At 59.0% G+C, this 19,533-nt stretch carries 17 protein-coding genes and 1 pseudogene; 10 read left to right on the top strand and 8 right to left on the bottom strand.

The genetic code is table 11. From position 1 onward, the window contains the following. The first annotated feature begins 22 nt into the window (after positions 1-22). Both K5R88_RS05970 and K5R88_RS05965 read left to right on the top strand, forming a co-directional pair. Positions 23-634, top strand: coding sequence for an FMN-dependent NADH-azoreductase (locus K5R88_RS05970; RefSeq protein ID WP_008043774.1), 612 nt, complete (start codon positions 23-25; stop codon positions 632-634). Positions 635-891: 257 nt separating this feature from the next. Continuing rightward, the gene (locus K5R88_RS05965) at positions 892-1,929 is read left to right on the top strand and encodes an alpha/beta hydrolase family protein (protein WP_008043773.1); all 1,038 of its coding nucleotides are present in this window, start codon (positions 892-894) and stop codon (positions 1,927-1,929) included. A gap of 557 nt (positions 1,930-2,486) precedes the next feature. Here K5R88_RS05965 and K5R88_RS05960 read toward each other — a convergent pair. Next, a complete protein-coding gene (locus K5R88_RS05960; RefSeq protein WP_192227112.1) occupies positions 2,487-3,674 on the bottom strand; it encodes an MFS transporter in 1,188 nt (395 codons plus the stop codon). A 275-nt stretch (positions 3,675-3,949) separates the two neighbouring features. Continuing rightward, positions 3,950-5,539, bottom strand: a complete 1,590-nt coding sequence (locus tag K5R88_RS05955; protein WP_008026595.1) for an ABC-F family ATPase — start codon at positions 5,537-5,539, stop codon at positions 3,950-3,952. 494 nt (positions 5,540-6,033) lie between these two features. Between K5R88_RS05955 and lpxO the strand changes: the two genes are divergently transcribed. The 3 genes from lpxO to K5R88_RS05940 all read left to right on the top strand — a co-directional run bounded on the left by lpxO (position 6,034) and on the right by K5R88_RS05940 (position 8,653). Continuing rightward, positions 6,034-6,933 (top strand): lipid A hydroxylase LpxO, encoded by a 900-nt coding sequence (gene lpxO / locus K5R88_RS05950; protein ID WP_223451613.1) that lies wholly within the window; start codon positions 6,034-6,036, stop codon positions 6,931-6,933. A 160-nt stretch (positions 6,934-7,093) separates the two neighbouring features. After that, positions 7,094-7,450: a hypothetical protein gene (locus tag K5R88_RS05945; protein ID WP_226299430.1), complete on the top strand. Its 357-nt coding sequence runs from the start codon at positions 7,094-7,096 to the stop codon at positions 7,448-7,450. Between the two features lie 51 nt (positions 7,451-7,501). Next, positions 7,502-8,653 (top strand): PQQ-dependent sugar dehydrogenase, encoded by a 1,152-nt coding sequence (locus K5R88_RS05940; protein ID WP_226299429.1) that lies wholly within the window; start codon positions 7,502-7,504, stop codon positions 8,651-8,653. Positions 8,654-8,786: 133 nt separating this feature from the next. Here K5R88_RS05940 and rimI read toward each other — a convergent pair whose 3' ends face one another. Continuing rightward, on the bottom strand, positions 8,787-9,887 hold the full coding sequence (rimI, locus tag K5R88_RS05935) for a ribosomal protein S18-alanine N-acetyltransferase (protein WP_226299428.1): 1,101 nt from the start codon (positions 9,885-9,887) through the stop codon (positions 8,787-8,789). Between the two features lie 92 nt (positions 9,888-9,979). Between rimI and K5R88_RS05930 the strand changes: the two genes are divergently transcribed. Together K5R88_RS05930 and K5R88_RS05925 are read left to right on the top strand one after the other, a co-directional pair. After that, positions 9,980-11,554 carry a RimK family protein gene (locus tag K5R88_RS05930; protein WP_226299427.1) on the top strand — a complete coding sequence of 525 codons (1,575 nt, stop codon included), beginning with the start codon at positions 9,980-9,982 and terminating at the stop codon, positions 11,552-11,554. Positions 11,555-11,561: 7 nt separating this feature from the next. Further along, the gene (locus tag K5R88_RS05925; protein WP_008044231.1) at positions 11,562-12,485 is read left to right on the top strand and encodes a magnesium transporter CorA family protein; all 924 of its coding nucleotides are present in this window, start codon (positions 11,562-11,564) and stop codon (positions 12,483-12,485) included. A gap of 147 nt (positions 12,486-12,632) precedes the next feature. Here the strand turns inward: K5R88_RS05925 and K5R88_RS05920 are convergent, their stop codons facing one another. Continuing rightward, positions 12,633-12,968: a DUF2834 domain-containing protein gene (locus K5R88_RS05920; protein ID WP_223480045.1), complete on the bottom strand. Its 336-nt coding sequence runs from the start codon at positions 12,966-12,968 to the stop codon at positions 12,633-12,635. A 247-nt stretch (positions 12,969-13,215) separates the two neighbouring features. On the opposite strand from K5R88_RS05920, the pseudogene ilvA reads away from it, so the two are divergent. Beyond that, positions 13,216-14,217, top strand: a pseudogene (gene ilvA, locus K5R88_RS05915) (threonine ammonia-lyase, biosynthetic); the annotation flags it as partial. Positions 14,218-14,382: 165 nt separating this feature from the next. Here the strand turns inward: ilvA and eco are convergent. Next, complete coding sequence (eco, locus tag K5R88_RS05910) at positions 14,383-14,865, bottom strand: serine protease inhibitor ecotin (RefSeq protein WP_226299426.1); 483 nt, start codon at positions 14,863-14,865, stop codon at positions 14,383-14,385. 304 nt (positions 14,866-15,169) lie between these two features. Here eco and K5R88_RS05905 point away from each other — a divergent pair, with 304 nt between their 5' ends. After that, positions 15,170-15,439, top strand: a complete 270-nt coding sequence (locus K5R88_RS05905; RefSeq protein WP_008026579.1) for a DUF1652 domain-containing protein — start codon at positions 15,170-15,172, stop codon at positions 15,437-15,439. Positions 15,440-15,570: 131 nt separating this feature from the next. Here the strand turns inward: K5R88_RS05905 and K5R88_RS05900 are convergent, their stop codons facing one another. Then, positions 15,571-15,837, bottom strand: coding sequence for a DUF2790 domain-containing protein (locus K5R88_RS05900; protein WP_008044241.1), 267 nt, complete (start codon positions 15,835-15,837; stop codon positions 15,571-15,573). Between the two features lie 515 nt (positions 15,838-16,352). Between K5R88_RS05900 and K5R88_RS05895 the strand changes: the two genes are divergently transcribed. After that, positions 16,353-16,649 (top strand): hypothetical protein, encoded by a 297-nt coding sequence (locus tag K5R88_RS05895; RefSeq protein WP_226299425.1) that lies wholly within the window; start codon positions 16,353-16,355, stop codon positions 16,647-16,649. 66 nt (positions 16,650-16,715) lie between these two features. Here the strand turns inward: K5R88_RS05895 and K5R88_RS05890 are convergent, their stop codons facing one another. Beyond that, positions 16,716-17,267, bottom strand: a complete 552-nt coding sequence (locus tag K5R88_RS05890; RefSeq protein ID WP_226299424.1) for a hypothetical protein — start codon at positions 17,265-17,267, stop codon at positions 16,716-16,718. Between the two features lie 69 nt (positions 17,268-17,336). Then, complete coding sequence (locus K5R88_RS05885; protein ID WP_226299423.1) at positions 17,337-19,313, bottom strand: type VI secretion system Vgr family protein; 1,977 nt, start codon at positions 19,311-19,313, stop codon at positions 17,337-17,339. Positions 19,314-19,533: the final 220 nt, after the last annotated feature.

Raw genomic sequence — 19,533 nt, 5'->3', positions numbered from 1 at the left:
GGTCCTCACCTGGAGATCCCATATGAAACTGCTGCATATCGATTCGAGCATTCTTGGTGACAACTCGGCTTCCCGTCAGCTGAGCCGCGAAGTCGTCAGCGCCTGGCAAGCTGCCGAGCCGACCGCCGTCGTGACCTACCGCGACCTGGCCAGCGATGCCATCAGCCATTTTTCCGCCACGACCCTGGTCGCCGCCGGCACCTCCGCTGAACTGCGCAACGCCGCCCAGCAGCACGAAGCCGAACTGAGCGCCTCGACACTGGCCGAATTCCTCGCCGCCGATGCCGTCGTCATCGCAGCACCGATGTACAACTTCACCATCCCGACCCAACTCAAGGCCTGGATCGACCGCATCGCCGTTGCCGGCCAGACTTTCCGCTACACCGAAGCCGGCCCTGAAGGCCTGTGCGGTGGCAAGAAAGTCGTGATCGTGTCGACTGCCGGCGGTTTGCATGCTGGTCAGGCGAGTGGCGTTGCACACGAAGAGTATTTGAAGTTGCTGTTCGGCTTCCTCGGCATCACCGACATTGAATTCGTCCGTGCCGAAGGCCTGGCGTACGGCGATGAAGTCCGCACCAAAGCCATGAGCGCTGCTCGCACTCAGATCAGCGAGCAACTGTTCGCCGCCGCGTAAGGCTTGCGTAAAGTTGTAAATCAGCTCGGGCAACACCCCAAAAAACTCTGTATTCTGATCCCGCAAGGTCAGATACGGAGTTTTTTGTTTCTGATCATTGCGTAATCTTTCATGTTGTGGCCCAGGTTATGCAGTCGAGGGTTTAACGTCCCCGTTCTGTAACGACCTTGGTGGCCGCAATTGCTGGTACAAGGCCGCTTCCTCGGTAATCGATGGAGAACGGGCTTCCCGGTCAAGTAACAAAGGTGGGGCATCCCATGGTGCGTCTTTGGGCAACGTTACTGATTTGCCTGCTCAGCAGCCTGAATTCAGTGCACGCCGCGCCTGCGCCACATCCTCACTGGAGCGTCGGTTTCCATGAGATGAGTTTTCTCGACCCACTGGACCTGCAACCGATGCGCGCCATCGCGTTCTACCCCTCCAGCGACCGCGAACACTCCAGTAAACTCGAGGGCTACACGGTCGAAGCGGGCGAAGACACCCGCGTCGCCATTGGCCGCTTCCCGATGCTGATGCTGTCCCACGGCAACACCGGAACCCCGCTGGCCCTGCACGACCTCGCCACATCGCTGGCGCGTAAGGGTTTTGTGGTGGTGGCGGTGATCCATCCCGGCGACAACTCCAAAGACCACAGCCGCCTCGGTACCTTGAGCAACTTGTATGGGCGGCCGATCCAGATTTCCGAGGCCATTACCGCGACCCTGGGCGACCGCATGCTCGCGCCGTTCGTCAATGCCGATCAGGTGGGGGTTATCGGTTATTCGGCCGGCGGGGAGACGGCGTTGATTCTGTCGGGGGCGACGCCGGATCTGGATCGTCTGCGTCGCTATTGCCAGGAACGTCCGGACGACCACGATGCCTGCAACACCCAGGGCGAACTGATTGTCGACCGTGATGACCTGCAACCGGTGGCGGATCCACGGGTGCACGCGCTGCTGCTGATGGCGCCGTTGAGCCTGAAATTCGGTCGCCATACCCTGGCCGACGTGCATGTGCCGGTGCTGTTATATAGCGGTGACGGCGACAAACTGGTGGCCTTCGACAAAAACGCCGCCGCGCTGGCGCGCAAACTGCCGACCGCACCGGACTTCAAGCTACTGGCCGGGGCAGGGCACTTCGTGTTCATGGCACCGTGCAACGAAGAACAGATCAAGGCGATGCCGGCGCTGTGCACCGATGCCGACGGCGTCGACCGCGAGGACATCCACCGCAACATGATCTCCGAAGCGGGGCGCTTCTTCTCCCACGCACTGGGCAAGCCGACCCGCGCCGGCATGCAAACCGCCGATCAATAGGACCCACACACCACTGTAGGAGCCGGCTTGCGGTGCACCCACAAACCCAGCATCCCCCAATTCTGTAGGAGCAGGCTTGCCGGCGATGGCGCCCATGAAATCGCCATCGCCAGCAAGCCGGGCTCCTACAAGTCTTGCGGTGCACCCACAAACCCAGTCATCCCCAAATCCGTAGGAGCCGGCTTGCCGGCGATGGCGTCCTTAAAATCGCCATCGCCGGCAAGCCGGGCTCCTACAGGTCTTGCGGCGCACCCACAAACCCAGTCATCCCCAAATCCGTAGGAGCCGGCTTGCCGGCGATGGCGCCCATGAAATCGCCATCGCCAGCAAGCCGGGCTCCTACAGGTCCTGCGGCGCACCCACAAACCCCAACATCCCCGAATCCGTAGGAGCCGGCTTGCTGGCGATGGCGCCCTTAAAATCGCCATCGCCAGCAAGCCGGGCTCCTACAGGTCCTGCGGCGCACCCACAAACCCCACCATCCCCCGAATCCGTAGGAGCCGGCTTGCTGGCGATGGCGCCCATGAAATCGCCATCACCGGCAAGGTTTGTGTTAATCAGGCTGTAGCGCGGCGTTTCAGTAGCAGGGTCAGGGCCAGGCCGGTGATCGACAACATTGCCGCACTGAAGAAAATCCACGAGTACCCCATATTCAACGCCACCGCGCCCATCAGCGGTCCGGCAATCGCCAGCGCCAGATCGAAAAACACTGCGTAAGCACTCAAACCCGCGCCGCGACTGGAGTTGGGCACCTGTTTAATGGCTTCTACCCCCAGCGCCGGGTACACCAGCGACAAGCCAAACCCGGCCAGACCCGCGCCAATCAGGGCGAAACCGGTCGACGGCGCGAGCCACAGCAGCACCAGGCCCACTGTTTCAATGCTCATGCAGACAATCGCCGAGGTGAATCCACCAAAACGACTGATGCTGGAAATGAACAGCAGTCGCGCCAGAATGAAGCAGACACCGAACACCGTCAGGCAGTACGCGGCGCCGGTCCAGCCGCGGTTGACGTAATACAGGGTAATAAAGGTGGTCAACGTGCCGTAGCCGATCGACGCCAGGCTCAAACTCGCGCCGAACGGCGCAATGCGCCCGAACACCGCCCAGAACGGCAGGCGCTCACCGCGAACCACTGGCACCGAAGGTTTATTACGGATCAGCAGCAGCGCCAACGCAGCCAACAATGACAGCGCGATGCCCAGGCTGGCAAAACCATACGCGGCCACCATCACGACGCCCAATGGCGCACCGATCGCGATGGCGCCGTAGGACGCGATGCCATTCCACGAGATCGAGCGCGCGGTGTGTTCCGCGCCGACCTGGCCCATGCACCAACTGATGGTGCCGACGCCGATCAAGCCCTGCGCGATGCCCAGCAACAAACGGCCGGCGATCAGGATCAACAGGCTCGTCAACGGAAAGCTTTGCAGCAGCGTCGACAGCAACGTCAGCGCGCCGCTCAAGACAATCCCCGCCAACCCGTAAACAATCGATCGTTTCGTGCCGATGCTGTCCGACATGCGCCCGGCCATCGGGCGGCTGAGCAGGGTGGCGAGGTATTGCGAACCGATGGTCAGCCCTGCGACGACGGCGCTGAACCCGAGTTGTTCGTGGACATAACCTGGCAACACCGCAATCGGCAGGCCGATGCAGAGGAAGGCAATAAAGGTATAGAAAACGATGGAGACGATCTGCAGGGTGATCGCCATGGAGCTTTGCGGTGGCAGTTGCTGCGCAGACATGAGGGCTCGTTCGCGGGCGGCGGTGGGAGAGGTCCATCATGGCGCGGGTGTGGAATAAAAGAAAGCAGGCTAACTATATTCGTTGAGCCCGAGGGCCTCTTCGCGGGCAAGCCTCGCTCCTACAGTATCGAGTCGTACGCGAATTTCGGGATCGACAAAAAACACTGTAGGAGCGAGGCTTGCCCGCGAAGAGGTCCTGAGCACCAGCGAATCACTGCCCCTGAAATGCAAAAAGCCCCGTCACATGGACAGGGCTCTTCATTTATAGCGAACGCTTAGAACACAACACCCTGGCTACGCAGGTAATCATCATAAGTACCGCTGAAGTCGATCACGCCGCTAGGGCTCAACTCGATGATGCGGGTGGCCAGCGACGATACGAACTCACGGTCGTGGCTGACGAAGATCAGCGTGCCCGGATAGTTCTCCAGCGCCAGGTTCAGCGCCTCGATGGATTCCATGTCCAAGTGGTTGGTCGGTTCGTCCATGATCAGCACGTTCGGTTTTTGCAGGATCAGCTTGCCGAACAGCATGCGACCTTGCTCACCACCGGAGATGACCTTGACCGACTTCAGAATCTCGTCGTTGGAGAACAGCATGCGGCCGAGGGTGCCGCGAACCAGTTGCTCGCCGCCCTGGGTCCACTGGCCCATCCAGTCGAACAGGTTGCAGTCGTCTTCGAAGTCGTGCGCGTGGTCCTGGGCGTAGTAGCCCAGTTCCGCGGCGTCGGTCCACTTCACGGTGCCGGCATCCGGGGTCAGTTCGTTGACCAGGGTGCGCAGCAGGGTGGTTTTACCGATACCGTTCGGGCCGATGATCGCAACGCGCTCGCCAGCTTCAACCTGGAAGCTGAAGTCCTTGAACAGTGTCTTGCCGTCGAAGCCTTTGGCCATGCCCTCGACGATGACCGCTTGACGGTGCAGCTTCTTGGTTTGTTCGAAGCGGATGAACGGGCTCACACGGCTCGAAGGCTTGACCTCGGCCAGCTGGATCTTGTCGATCGCCTTGGCGCGGGAAGTGGCCTGCTTGGCTTTCGAGGCGTTGGCCGAGAAGCGGCTGACGAACGATTGCAGCTCGGAAATCTGAGCCTTCTTCTTGGCGTTGTCCGACAGCAGTTGCTCGCGGGACTGGGTCGCCACGGTCATGTACTCGTCGTAGTTGCCCGGGAACAGGCGCAGCTCGCCGTAATCCAGGTCAGCCATGTGGGTGCACACGCTGTTCAGGAAGTGACGGTCGTGAGAGATGATGATCATCAGGCTGGAGCGCTGGGTCAGCACGTTTTCCAGCCAGCGGATGGTGTTGATGTCCAGGTGGTTGGTCGGTTCGTCGAGCAACAGCACTTCAGGATCGGAGAACAGCGCCTGCGCCAGCAATACACGGAGTTTCCAGCCTGGAGAAACCTCGCTCATCGGGCCAAAGTGCTGCTCGATGCCGATACCCAGGCCCAGCAACAGTTCGCCGGCACGGGACTCGGCGGTGTAGCCGTCCATTTCGGCGAACTCGGTTTCCAGCTCGGCCACGGCCATGCCGTCTTCTTCGGTCATTTCCGGCAGCGAGTAGATGCGGTCGCGCTCGGCTTTAACCTTCCACAGTTCTTCGTGACCCATGATCACGGTGTCGATCACGGTGAATTCTTCGTAGGCGAACTGGTCCTGGCGCAATTTACCCAGACGCACGTTCGGCTCGAGCATGACCTGACCGCCGGAAGGCTCGAGGTCGCCACCGAGGATTTTCATGAAAGTCGACTTGCCGCAGCCGTTGGCGCCGATCAAGCCGTAGCGGTTGCCCGCGCCGAATTTGACCGAAACGTTTTCGAATAGCGGCTTGGCGCCGAACTGCATCGTGATGTTAGCTGTAGAGATCAAAGGTTTTTCCTGCGAAGCATTCAGAGTAGCTAGGGTTGCGGCAGTACCGATTCAGTACCCGTTTCCGGTATTCAAACCACGGGAAATACATCCCGATCAGAAGCGGAAGGTCCATCTGGCAATAAGTGGACAGCAGCAGTTGGAGCGCTTGGCCCGAGTCGAAGTGCGCTGAGACGGGGTTCATTCCCGTCATCAACCAAGGGGGGCGCGTAATGTTTGGCGGCGATTGTACTGGTCTGGCTCTTTAAACGATAGGGCGTTGAGGCCGCACGGGTGCTTTGGCGGTACAAGTGGACAGATTTTCACAGTTGAACGCTAACTATTTGTTACAACTCGTGGCTAAAATGCCATCTTTCAACCGGATGCCGGCCGCCGGCATGCTCAAGGACGCGCCTCAGGGACGCTGTTTCGTATTCAGACGCTGCACAAGACCCTTGGGCCGTCGGGCCTGTCAGGGGACGCAGTTTGTTCACTTCTGACGTGTGACGATTTCCGTGAAACTCATCATTGCCGCTATTTATGTTGTATCGATTGCGTACGTCCACCTGCGCGGTCGGGTGCGCCACAAGCTGGGCCGCCAACTGAGCGATCACTCGACGTTTCTCGCGCCGATCAATTGCTTCCTGTACCTGTTCTCGAAAATTCCCAACAAACCGTATCTCGATCCGGCCGACTTCCCGGACCTGAGCCCGTTGCAGACCCATTGGGAAGAAATCCGAGCCGAAGGTCAGAACCTGCTCAAGGCGGGTGAGATCAAGCGCTCGAACCAGTACGACGACGTCGGCTTCAACTCGTTCTTCAAAACCGGCTGGAAGCGCTTCTACTTGAAGTGGTACGGCGACAGCCATCCTTCGGCAATGAAGCTTTGCCCGCGCACCACCGAACTGGTGCAGAGCATCGGTTCGATCAAGGCGGCGATGTTCGCCGAACTGCCGCCCGGTTCGAAACTGGTGCGTCACCGCGACCCGTATGCCGGTTCCTACCGTTATCACCTGGGCCTGGAGACGCCGAACGACGCCGGTTGCTACATCAACGTCGATGGCGAGAATTATCACTGGCGTGATGGTGAAGCGGTGATGTTCGACGAGACCTTCATTCATTACGCCGAAAACACTACGCAGCAGAACCGCATCATTTTGTTCTGCGACATCGAGCGCCCCATGAAGTATCGCTGGGCGGCGGCGTTCAATGGCTGGTTCAGCCGTAACGTGATGTCGGCGGCGGGCGCACCGAACGAAGCGGGCGACAAGACGGGTGGCATCAATCGACTGTTCACCAGGATCTACAAGATTCGCCTGCGCGGCAAAGCGTTGAAGAAGCGCAACCGCACACTCTATTACCTGGAGAAGTGGGCGATTTTTGCCGGGTTGCTGGCGATTTTTGTCTGGATCTGATTGACGCGTCGCGGCTGCCCATGGCCCGGCGCAACGTTTTCAGCGGCGTACCAGCCAGCCCTGGCAGGGGATCAACTTCGTGTTACATGGTTTTGGTTAACAAATCCGAACCCTCGGCGTAGCGTGCTATCGAAGGCTGTATCTCCTGGAGGGGCTGGTCATGAACCGATTAGCGTTTGGCATCATCACGATGGCATTGACGGGCGTGCTGAGCCATCTGGCCCAGGCCGACACCCGGTTACCCGCATTCCCGATGCTGTTCGCCCAGAGCCCGACGGGCGCCACCAGCAATCCTTACAACAGCCCGATTCGCCGGGCCAACCCCAATAGCATGCAAGGCACACAACCCAGTGCGCCGGCCATCCGCGGGCCGAACACGGTTCCCGTTCCGCGGCCACCGACGCTGGACAACGGCGGCATTGGCAACCGCTATCCCCAGGATCGGTCGGCGCCTGTCAGCCCACCGAAATTCATCCCTAATCCACCCCCTCGGGACACAGGCACCAGCAACCGTTGAGCAGCAGGACGCACGTCTTGCCAGCCATTCAGACGACAAAAGGAATCGTGCATGTTGCGTAAAACCCTCCTGGCTACCGTTTGCGCCAGCGCCCTGATCAGCACCGCCGCGCCGGTTTTCGCGGCGTCCGTGCAAACGCTGAAAAGTGAACAGGGCACCCTTGAGGTCACGGCCATCGCCAAGGGGCTGGATCACCCGTGGGCCTTGGCGTTTCTGCCGGATAGGCAAGGGATGCTGGTGACCGAACGGCCCGGCAACCTGCGCGTGGTCAGCGTCGACGGCAAACTTTCGGCACCGCTCAGTGGCGTACCGAAGGTCTGGGCCAAAGGGCAGGGTGGCCTGCTCGACGTGGTGCTGTCGCCCGATTTCAAACAGGACCGCACGGTCTATCTGTCCTACGCCGAAGGTGGCGGCGAGGGGAACAAGGCCGGTACGGCGGTCGGTCGCGGGCAACTGTCGCAAGACCTGACGGCGATCAGGAATTTCAAAGTGATCTTCCGTCAGGAGCCCAAACTCTCGGTCGGCAATCACTTTGGTTCGCGACTGGTGTTCGACCGTGACGGCTACCTGTTCATCACCCTCGGCGAGAACAATGACCGGCCAACCGCGCAAGATCTGGACAAGCTGCAAGGCAAGGTCGTGCGGATCTACCCGGACGGCACGGTGCCCGACGACAACCCCTTTGTCGGCCAGGCGGGCGTGCGTCCGGAAATCTGGTCGTATGGCCAGCGCAATCCACAAGGCGCGGCGCTCAATCCCTGGACCGGCGTGCTCTGGGAAAACGAACACGGCCCGCGTGGCGGTGACGAGATCAACATCATCGAACGTGGCAAGAATTACGGCTGGCCTCTGGCGACCCATGGCATCAACTACTCCGGTCAACCGATCCCGGAAGCCACGGGCAAGACCGCTGTGGGCACTGTTGCGCCGCGCCACGTCTGGGAAAAATCTCCCGGCCTGAGCGGCATGGCGTTTTACTACGCTGACCGCTTCAAGGCGTGGCAGCACAACGTGTTCATCGGTGCGCTGGTCAGTCAGGAGTTGATACGCCTGCAGTTGGACGGCGACCGGGTGGTTCACGAAGAGCGTTTGATGGGCGAGCTGAACAAACGCATCCGCGACGTGCGGCAGGGGCCGGACGGGTATTTGTATGTGCTCACCGATGAAGATGATGGCGTGTTGTACAAAGTTGGCCTGAAATAAACACAATTCCTGTAGCCGCTGGCGAAACTTGTGGGAGCGAGCCTGCTCGCGATAGCGGACTTATGGCCAACATCTATGTTGATTGGTAAGGCCCCATCGCGAGCAGGCTCGCTCCCACAGGTTCCGTCAACTGCTACAGGGAGCGGCGATAAAGAATCACCGCCGCCCGCAACTTACCGCGCCCGAAACTGCACATCTTCTCGAACTCCCCATGGCTGACCGGCAAATGCTGGCAGTCCATGGGCTGACGATGCTGGCTATGGTCGACATCCGGGTCGTGCAGGTACACAAATTCCTCATCGCAATCAGTGACGATCACCCAGTGCGGCGACTTGGAGCGGGTCAGCCGGTAGCTGCTGATCAGCACCAGCGGCTGGCCGCCGTCGTTCAGTAACCGTGGCAGGTCCAGCGGACCACCGAGCACCTGTTCGACGTCGGTTGTTCCCAACTGAGCCATGAACTCCTCGTGCACCAGGCGCATGACGTCTTTTTTATGCTCATCGCGCACGCCATCGAGAAACAACGGCCCGGCCATGCTCACTTGCAGGCGCACACGAAACCCGCGCCGCGCCGCCGCCAATGCCAGGCCTTGAGGGCTGCACCCACCGTGGCCAGAGGTCATGAACACGGTCGTCGCCTCGCGCCAGATCTGCAGTTCTTCGCGGCGCTCCAGCACTCGACCGGTTTGCAGTGCGCCCATGGCCATCAACAGGCACGCGGGGCCGCAGGTGAAATCGGTGGTCTGGGCGTACCAGGGCACGTTGATATTGCGCGAGTCACGGTGCTGAAGGATGCGTTTTTCCAGGCGCAGCGCCTCGGCATGGTCCTGGTAATAATCATGGATCAGCGCGAAGCGCCGGTAACCGTTGCGCTCATACAGGGCGATGGCGGCGGGGTTGTCGATGCGCACTTCCAGCCGCAGGTACGCGCAGTCGTGTTCCAGGGCGCAGGCCTCGATGCGTTCCAGCAATTGCTTGCCGAGCCCACTGCCGCGAGCCTGTTCGGCGATGGCAATCGAGTAGAGCCGCGCCAGCGATGTGCCCCGGTGAAACAACACCACCGCGTAACCCAGCAATTGCTCGCCACGCTGGGCCACCAGCAGTCGTCCGTGAGCGCGGGTGATCATCCATTGAAAGCTGCGGCTGGTGAGCCGGTCCGTGGTGAAACATTGCTGTTCAAGTGCCAGCAACGCGGGTAAGTCTTCAACTACCGCCAAGCGAAAGACAGGATTCATATGACCGCCGTAAAAGTTGCGTAACGAAACGGGACTTTCGAAAAAGTTCGTGCTTAATAGGAAAGGTCTTGTTCTCCAACGGATCAATCACTATGTCAGCGGTACAAGGTCATTGGCGCGAAGTATCCGAGCAAAGTTTGCCGGCAGCAACTTATTTAAATGACACGGTTAGAACTTCAAGTCAGTTGATTATCATCGTCGAACGCAAGGAAGACTGGGCGTCCTACTTTCCCAGCGAAGACATCGTCACGGCTCAGGAATACCTCGAGCAGACCCGCGACAACGAGCAGGGCAAACGGGTCCAGGTGATCAACCTGTGCCGCAGCTACAAGTACCTGGGGCACGGTTATTACTGCTCGCTGCTGGCCGAGGCGCGGGGGCACAAGGTTATTCCATCGGTGCGCACCATCAGCGAACTGACGCGCAAAGCCCTGTACGGCCTGGCGCTGGATGACCTGGATAAAACCCTGGAAAAAGCCCTCAGTCATCACCTTTACAGTGATACCGAAGGTTTTACCCTGACCCTGTATTTTGGCAAGACACATATAGAGCCGTTGCAGGATTTGGCGCGGCAGTTGTTTGAAGTGTTTCCGTGTCCGATATTGTTAGTTGAATTTCGTCGAACTAACGGCTGGCACATCGAAGGGATAAAGTCTGGCGCCTTGCACAAGTTGCGCGAAGATCAGGAAGATCAGTTCGCCCACTCACTCGACACGTTCAGCCGCAAGATCTGGCGCGTGCCACGGTCGCGGCGCCTGGCCCGTTATGACCTGGCGATCCTGCACGATCCGCAGGAAGCGTTGCCGCCGTCCAACCCCAAGGCGCTGGAAAATTTCGTACGCGTGGGCAAGACCTTGGGCATTGATGTGGAGCTGGTCGAGCGCAAGGACTACGCACGCATCGCCGAATACGACGGGCTGTTGATCCGCGAGACCACAAGCGTCGACAACCACACCTACCGTTTCGCGAAAAAAGCCGAGAGCGAAGGGTTGGTGGTGATGGATGACCCGGCATCGATCCTGCGTTGCACCAACAAGGTCTACCTGACCGACCTGCTCAATAGCCATCAATTGGGTATGCCCGCCACCGAAATCCTCTACAAGGAACGACCGGAAGATTTCGAACGGGTCGGCGAGCGCCTGGGTTTTCCGCTGGTGTTGAAGATTCCCGACGGTTGTTTCTCCCGTGGCGTGATCAAGGTCGAAAGCCAGCAAGCCTTGCTCGAAGCGACCGCCGAACTGTTCGAACACTCGGTGCTGTTGCTGGCTCAGGAGTTCTTCTACACCGAGTACGACTGGCGCATCGGCGTGCTCAACCGCAAACCGATCTTTGCCTGCCAGTACTTCATGTCCAAGGGCCATTGGCAGATCTACAACCACAAGGCCAAGGGGCAGGACATCAACGGCGAATGCCGTACGCTGGCAATTCACGAAGCACCGCGTGCGGTGGTGGAACTGGCGGTGAAAACCGCGAACCTCATCGGCGACGGCCTCTACGGCGTCGACCTCAAGCAGTCCGGCGACAAGGTGGTGGTCATCGAGGTCAACGACAACCCGAACATGGACGCCGGCATCGAAGACGCGTATCTGCAGGACGATTTGTACTCGTTGGTGCTGGAAGAATTCGTCCGCCGACTGGAACTCAAACGCCGCGGCCAGGCCTGGTGATCGGCCGATGATCAAGAGCTTTCAACTGACCCACGGCGTGCTGCATGCGGTCGAACGGCTGGACGCCGAAGTGATGCTGTTCAGCAACCCCGATGCGGCCGAGCGCGACTTGCTGCACAGCCATTTCAAACTCGATGAACACGCCCTGGCGTCGGCGCTGGACCCGGACGAGGTATCGCGCATCGAGTTTCACCCCGACAACCTGTTTCTGATCTGGAAGCGCCCGGAGAACTACTCCGGCGCCGGCAGCCTGGCTTTTGAAGTGTCGTCCTGCGGCTTGCTGTTTTCTACCCAGCGTTTGCTGGTGATCGCCACCGACGATTCGCCGCTGCATGGGCTCGGCACCCGGCAGAAACTGAACACGCCGTTGGATGTGTTGCTGGATCTGCTGTTCAACAACATCCATCACTACCTGGGCCACCTCAAGGTGATCAAGCTGGTTGCGCGGGAGTTGCAGCAGAAATTCAACGCGTCGATGCAGAACCAGCACCTCATCCAGATGTTCAACCTCAGCGAAAGCCTGATCTATTACATCAATGCGATTCACAGCAACGGCGCGGTCCTGACCCGGCTGCGCAACCACGCGGAAAAGGAGCACTTCGGCGCCGAGGCCATCGGCCTGATCGACGACCTGATCATTGAAAACAACCAGTGCTACAAACAGGCGGAAATCTATTCCACGGTGTTCTCCGGGCTGATCGACGCCCGGGGCAACCTGATGAACAACAGCATGAACAACCTGCTGCGCAAACTGACGCTGATCAACGTGGTGTTTCTGCCGCTGAACCTGATTGCGAGCATCGGCGGCATGTCCGAGTTCAGCATGATGACGGCGGGGACGCCGTGGTGGGTGTCGTATCCATTATTTTTGACGGCGATGATGCTAGGGGCGGGAGTGATGGTGTTGGGGCTCAGGCGTTTGGCCAAATGATGTGGTGAATGTCAGGCCGTAATCGCGAGCAGGCTCGCTCCCACAATGGTCCGGGTTGAACTCAGGTTTCCTGTTCAACACAAATCTCCTGTAGGAGCCGGCTTGCTGGCGATGGCGCCCTCAACACCCACACACACTCTCTCAGAATCAGACTTCTTGCGCGGCACCCACAGACCTCTTCCGATCCTGCAACCCGCGAACCACGAGATACAACAACGGCCCAATCGACACAAAAATCGCGGTGAGCAATAGATAGGGAATGACGGACAATGCCGACTGCCCACGCTTGCGCGCATCGCTGTACATCCACACCCCGGCCAGCGTCGCCAGCAGATAAAGATCAATCACCACCTGCGCCGTATCAGGTCGCGACATCAGGCTGATGCCAAATTCGATCAACGATTGTTCCGCCTGGAGCATCACCGCAACGGTGTAGCCAGCGAAGGCGAGCAGGGCAATCAGGGGCAGGGCGATGGACTTCATGGTTTCCTTCCTTGGACGATGAGCAGAACAGCGAGCCTACACAGGCCGGGAAAATTTGGCCATTGACTTGCCTGCCATGCCCGGCTAATTTCCAGCCATGACTTCCACCGTATTGCGCTGCCAGCCAAGCATTATTACCGCCATTCCTTATTTGGCGGGCTAGCTCACGACTGCAGCACCCAACCCGCCCTAGAGGCGGGTTTTTACTTTCTGTCTCTTGGGTTCTGATCAACGTCAGGAGACGACCATGAACAGCACACCCGCCCAGCAGAGCTTGCTTGAGCATTACGTCAAAAAGATCCTCGCCGCGCCGGTGTACGAACTGGCGGTACGCACGCCGTTGCAAGTAGCGCCGGCGCTGTCCGAAGTCCTCGGCAATCAGATCCTGTTGAAACGCGAAGACTTGCAGCCGACTTTTTCCTTCAAGATCCGTGGCGCCTACAACAAGTTGGTACAGCTCAGCGATGAGCAGAAGGCGCGCGGTGTGATCACCGCCTCGGCAGGCAACCATGCCCAGGGCGTGGCGCTGGCGGCGCGTGAATTGGGGATTGCCGCGACCATCGTCATGCCCGCCACCACACCGGAATTGAAGGTGCTCGGGGTGCGCAGCCGTGGTGCCGATGCCGTGCTGCACGGGGAGAGTTTTCCGTTTGCCCTGGCGTACGCCTTGAACCTCGCAGAACAAACCGGCCGCACCTTCGTTTCGCCCTTCGACGACCCGGACGTGATCGCGGGGCAGGGCACCGTCGCCATGGAAATCCTCCGTCAGCACCAAGGAGCGCTCGACGCGATCTTCGTGCCGGTGGGCGGTGGCGGCCTGATCGCGGGCATCGCCGCGTACGTCAAATACCTGCGGCCTGAAGTCCGCATCATTGGCGTCGAGTCGGAACATTCCGCGTGCCTGCGCGCCGCCTTACAGGCAGACGAGCGTGTTGTCCTGCCCAACGTCGGTACGTTCGCCGATGGCGTCGCCGTCGCGCAGATCGGCGCTTATGGTTTCGAGGTCTGCCGGTTTTGCGTGGATGAGGTGCTGACCGTCAGCAATGACGAACTCTGCGCGGCGATCAAGAACATCTACGACGATACCCGCTCGATCACCGAACCTTCCGGCGCGTTGGCCGTGGCGGGCATCAAGAAGTACGTGGCGCAGACTGGCGTGCGTGGTCAGACGCTGGTGGCCATCGACTCCGGCGCCAACATCAACTTCGACAGCTTGCGCCACGTCGCCGAGCGCGCTGCATTGAGCGACGCCCCAGCGTAAGCGTGAGCGGGCGCTGGGCGCTAATCGATCACCCGTTCCCCCTGTGGGAGCGAGCCTGCTCGCGATGACGGTTGTACATTCAACACATCTGGTGGCTGAAAGTCCGCTATCGCGAGCAAGCTTGCTCCTACAGGTTTTGCATTTGGGCGGGGATTATTCCTGAACAGCTTTTTCGACCGTGCTCGACGCCGACCAAATCCGATAGCGCACTTCAACGTCCTTGGGCACATACAGCACGATCGGCAGCTTGCTGTTGTAACGCAACCTGAAGCCGTCACCGACCACCGGGACGAAGTCCTGTTTGCTTTTGCCATCCGGGCAGGCCATCAGCGTGCTCATCGGGCCGATCACTTTTTCCAGTCGGTAGAACGGGTAGCCCCAGCCTTCGAGGTTTTTCTCCTCGAGCATACCGCCCAGGCGTTGGCGATTGCAGTCAACGGTCAAGGTCTTGCCCGCGAGAATTTCGACCTGGTAGTTGTCTTCACTTGCTTGTGGGGCGAGGTGAATGACCTGGCGGGTGAAGCCGTTTTCGGCTTTGGGAAACGGTGCAACGTCTTCGAGTTTGGCTGCGTGAACAACGGCGGATAGCCCGGCAACAATCAGGCCGACGGTAGTGATTCGGGTCAATGAACCCATGATGCCTCCTTGCGTGTGAGTAGGGTCAGCGGATGTTAAAGGGAGTGGCCGCATTTTTACTGCCATGGGCGGCCAATGCAAACCCGGACTCATCAGGTTGCAATTTGCAGGGGCGAGAAGCGGTGTTCTTGCAGACTGCATGAGTTCATTTACTTGAAGACACATTAAACCTTTGAATTACCGATGAGCTGCACGGCGAAATCCGGGGCATGTTTTATGCTTCATCTGGTCCTGAAGCTGGCCGCGAATGAGTTGAGTCGGCATTGATAGCTGATTGGCAATCTCACATAAGGAGAGGGTCGCCATGTTTCTTTCTGCCTTGGAACTTCGCAACATCATCGAAAGCAGTTTTCTGCCGAAACGTTGTCAATGCACGCTGACGCCCGACCTGTCGATGAGCATCAAGGTGTATGCCGACGGCCAGACCGATCAAGTGGATCTATTGGTCACTGGCATAGACGCCAGCACACTCAATGGCTGCCGGGAAATCAATGACCTGATTGCCGAGCTGCGCACCGAAATTCAGCATAGGGCAGCGCTGCAGACGCTGCATCCCGACCGGCAAGCGCTTTAAGCCCACTCCTGTAGGAGCAAGCTTGCTCGCGATGGACGTAAACGATAACGCGTGTTTTCTGAATAAACGCGTTATCCGAACGTTTTTCGCGAGCAAGCTCGCTCCTACAGAAAAGCATGAGTGTCGCGTTATCAATTCTGATAACTGCACGCATCCGACCATTTGCGATACGAGATCTCTGCGGGTTTGCCCGACGTATCGATGTACTTCATCTCAGCCGTAATGACTTTGCAGTCCAGCGTCGTAGGTTCGGTCAGCGCAACCACCTTGGCCACGTGCAGCGGCATCCCGTATTCGTAGGGCACGGCTTGTGAGGAAGTGGTGTCGTCGGCCTGGGCAAGCCCGGTAAACCCGGTGCAGGCGAGGGCAGCGGTAACCAGCAAAATGCGCGTATTCATGAGCAATCTCCGGTGCGGACGGAACGAGAGTTCGACGTAGTGAACGTCGAACCTGCCGCACTGGGCGTCAGAGGAACCTGAGGGCGTGCGGTCCAGTAAAGTCTTGGACCGCAGGGTTAAGCAATGGTTAACCCGGCTGAATGCCGCCTGTCGTAAGGGACGATTCTGTCAGGCGTTTCGTTGGGGCAAGAATCTTCGGTAGCTTCGGCTTCGTCCTACAAGGATGGATGCTTTGTCGACTTTCGGCTGATGGGGCGTAGCGATTACTGTTTGGGCTCGCTGCAAAATCAGCGAACAGGTTTGGTCACCTGAAAATTAAACAGTGCATACAAGTGTGACATCATTCGCTTTGCGGACATCTCTGTTCGCATGGCGCAATGCTGTGGCGGCTGTGTGCAGGACGCCTTCGGGCGAGCTGAGTTACTGTTCTCAGTTGACCAAACCTGTACACGGTCCGCCTCCCATCGTTTGGTCACGGTGCTGGCGGTTACTTCAAAACAGGCGAGTAACTAACTATGACAACGATTAATCCGTTCCCCGATCGTCACCGTTCAATCAAAAGCAGCGTCACCGAAACATCTCCTCTGGTCATCGACACCGAAGCCAACCCCCAAGACATCCTCGAAGCCGCCCTCCAGCGCATCCGCGCCTCCAGCGAGCTACTTGAAACACTCCACCTCCAATGTTTCAAAGACGGCGACGTCCAGGACATCCCCCACATCACGCACGCCCTTTACCTGCTGACGCAGGACGGTTGCGATTTACTCAAGGTTGCGCAGCAACGGATGCTGGGCTGGAAGACACCTGCCTGACGTTTGATCTTTACTGACAAATCCAGCGCCCATAGGCGCTGGATTTTTTATGGAAGGGGCCTCGCGTCAAGGCTCGGAGGCGTTCAGTTGTATTAACGACTCGCCCTTCGAGGTCACTGGAAACTGGTCCAATTCCAGAAAACTCCCGTTCTTTCCGTAGCTCAAATATTTGTGCGAGCTTTCATTACCCGTATTCTCAAAGATCACCTGCGCACCCTGAGCGGAAATTTTTATCCAGCGAGGACGGTTCCTTTCTGCGAAATCAATACGTTGGATTTTCCCGTCCGTTGAATCGAAATAGAACAAAGCTCCTTGCAGATAGTTAGAAGTGAACTCGCCCGACACCACCAGTACGTTTGTATTTTTTTGATCTGAAGCACATTGCCATTGCACTTCGCTTCCTCGAGATGCCTCAGCATCGTCGTATACAAACCGGGTCATTTGGGCGTAGCGAGTTTTGTAAATATAGGAATCGATGATCGGCGAGCCACGCAGCAGCGAAATCGTGTGTTGTGATCCTGCCAATTCGCAATCGATCATCGTTTGTAACGGCGGTTGAGCAGCCAATGCCTGAACGCAAAAAATGACAAGCCCAATGCCAGACACAACATTCTTCATTTGATCCCGCCACAATGGACGAAGTGGCCGAGCGATCGAGTCAAGACCCGTTCGCTCGCTGTAACTGTTTTAGTGAACCGACTTCGCCTGCACCACATTCCCCGCACGATCCTGATCGGCAGGCGTCGGCACCACCGGCGGCAACTGAGCAATCCCCGTGCCCGCACCCGGCGCACCGCCCGAGTTGGCCTTCACCTCAGCCCCGCTGATCGTCACACCCCCCGCATCGACCTTGACGAAACTCCCGCCAGCCTTCGCCGTCAGTTCCATCCCGCCTTCAACCACCACTTTATTACCCGCGTGGTAGTGAATCTCTTCACCAGCCTCAACAAACTGCGCCGTGCCGACTTTGACGTGCTGGGTTACACCCACCGTAAGGTGATCATCCGCCCGCGCTTCAGTCTTGCGATCCAGATGCGTAATCCGGTGCTCCTCAACCTTGAACTCGCTGAACACCTTCGCCTCAACCGTGTCATGCCGCTCATTGCCGATGCGGATTTTCTGGTCGTGTTCGATGTTTTCGTCCCAGTCGCGCTGGGCATGCAGGTAGATCTGTTCCGCGCCTTTTTTGTCTTCGATGCGGAATTCGTTGTAGCCCTTGCCGCCCGGTGAGCTGAGGGTCTTGAAGGTGCTGCGGGTTTTGTTCGCCGGCAGGTCGTAGGGGACGACGTTTTCCTTGTGGTACAGGCAGCCGGTGACCAGCGGTTGGTCGGGGTCGCCTTCGAGGAAGGTGACGAGCACTTCCATGCCGACACGCGGGATGGCGATGCCGCCATAGGCGCTGCCCGCCCAGCCGGTGGCGACGCGCAGCCAGCAACTGGTGTTGTCGTTGGCCTGGCCGTCGCGATCCCAGTGGAATTGCACTTTGACGCGGCCGTACTCGTCGCAGTGGATTTCCGAGCCGGGCGGGCCGGTGACGATGGCGGTCTGGCTGCCGAGGACTTGCGGTTTCGGGTGTTCGAGGGCAGGGCGGTAGTGCGCGTCCCACGGCGTGGCGAGGAAGCGGTTGCGGTAGCCCTGGTGGAAATCGTCTTTGTTGTGGGTGACGTCGCTGGTGACGTTGGCGCCGAGCACTTGCGGTTGCTTGCCTTCGTGGACCACTTCCAGCAGCAGCCAGAGGTCGTTCCATTCGGCGCGCGGGTGTTCGCTCAGGGCCATGAAGTGACCGCTGACCAGCGTCGGTTGATCGCCTTTGCCTTCCGCGAGTTTGTAGTCGCTGCGGTGGCGCTCGAGGGCGCGGGTTGCCAGTTGCTTGCCACGGGCACGGTCGGTGAAACGGCCGGGGTAGTCGTAGTCTTCCAGGTCCGGAGCGAACGCACTGGAAGCGGCGCCTTCGGGAAGGATGCGCGGTTTTTCAAAGTCGTAATCGCGACGGCTGACGCGGCTGGTGCGGGTTTCCAGGCGCAGGTTGAAGCGCTTGATCACCGGTTTCTCGGCGGCCATGCCCGAGTCTTGCTGATAGGCCACGGGCGCCAGTTTGCGGAACACCGTCTGGTCATCGCCGAACACCAGTTTGTGGCCGCTGCTGCTGTGCTGGAAGTGGAAGTGAATGCCTTCTTCTTCGCACAGGCGCTGGATGAAATGCAGGTCGGATTCGTCGTACTGCACGCAGTAGACGCGCTCCGGATAGATCGCGCCGAGCTGGAAGTCATAGGCGTCGGCCAGAATGCCGCGGGCCTCAAGGACCTGGGCGATGATCTTCGGCACCGTCAAATGCTGGAAAATCTGCTGGTCATGGTTGTGGCGCAGGTAGGCCAGTTGCGGCACCAGGCTGATGCTGTAGCGGGTCAGGCTTTTGCCGGAGTCGCCTTGCTCGATGCGATAGACCAGGCCGTGAATGATGCCTTCGCCGGTGGCGCCGAAGGTCAGGCAGCCGGGCTTGTGCAGCAATTCTTCGAGTTTCAGGTCGGGGCGCGCGCTGACCAGTTCGATGTCAAAACAGAAGGGCTGATTGAGGGCTTCGCGACCGACGAAACTGAGTACCTGAAGGTCAGCGGAAACGCCTTCCAGCGTGAGGGAAATATGGATTGCGTTTGCGTCCAGCATGCCTTGAATTCCGTCCTTTGGATAAGCAGGAGCGGATGGTGCAGGATTAAACCGCCTCGTTCAAGGCGCAAATGCCGTAGATGAGGGCGTACCCCGGCATCGGGAAAACCCCTAATGGCACGGTTTCGACCAATAAACACGGGGGATCTTCGCCTGCGGGCTCATCGATCAATTGCCCCCGCTGGTCAACGCCGTGCCAGAACAGGGAGTCATTTTCCGA

The organism is Pseudomonas sp. MM213 (assembly GCF_020423045.1).
Lineage (GTDB): Bacteria > Pseudomonadota > Gammaproteobacteria > Pseudomonadales > Pseudomonadaceae > Aquipseudomonas > Aquipseudomonas migulae.
This window is presented reverse-complemented; position numbering and strand designations above follow the sequence as displayed.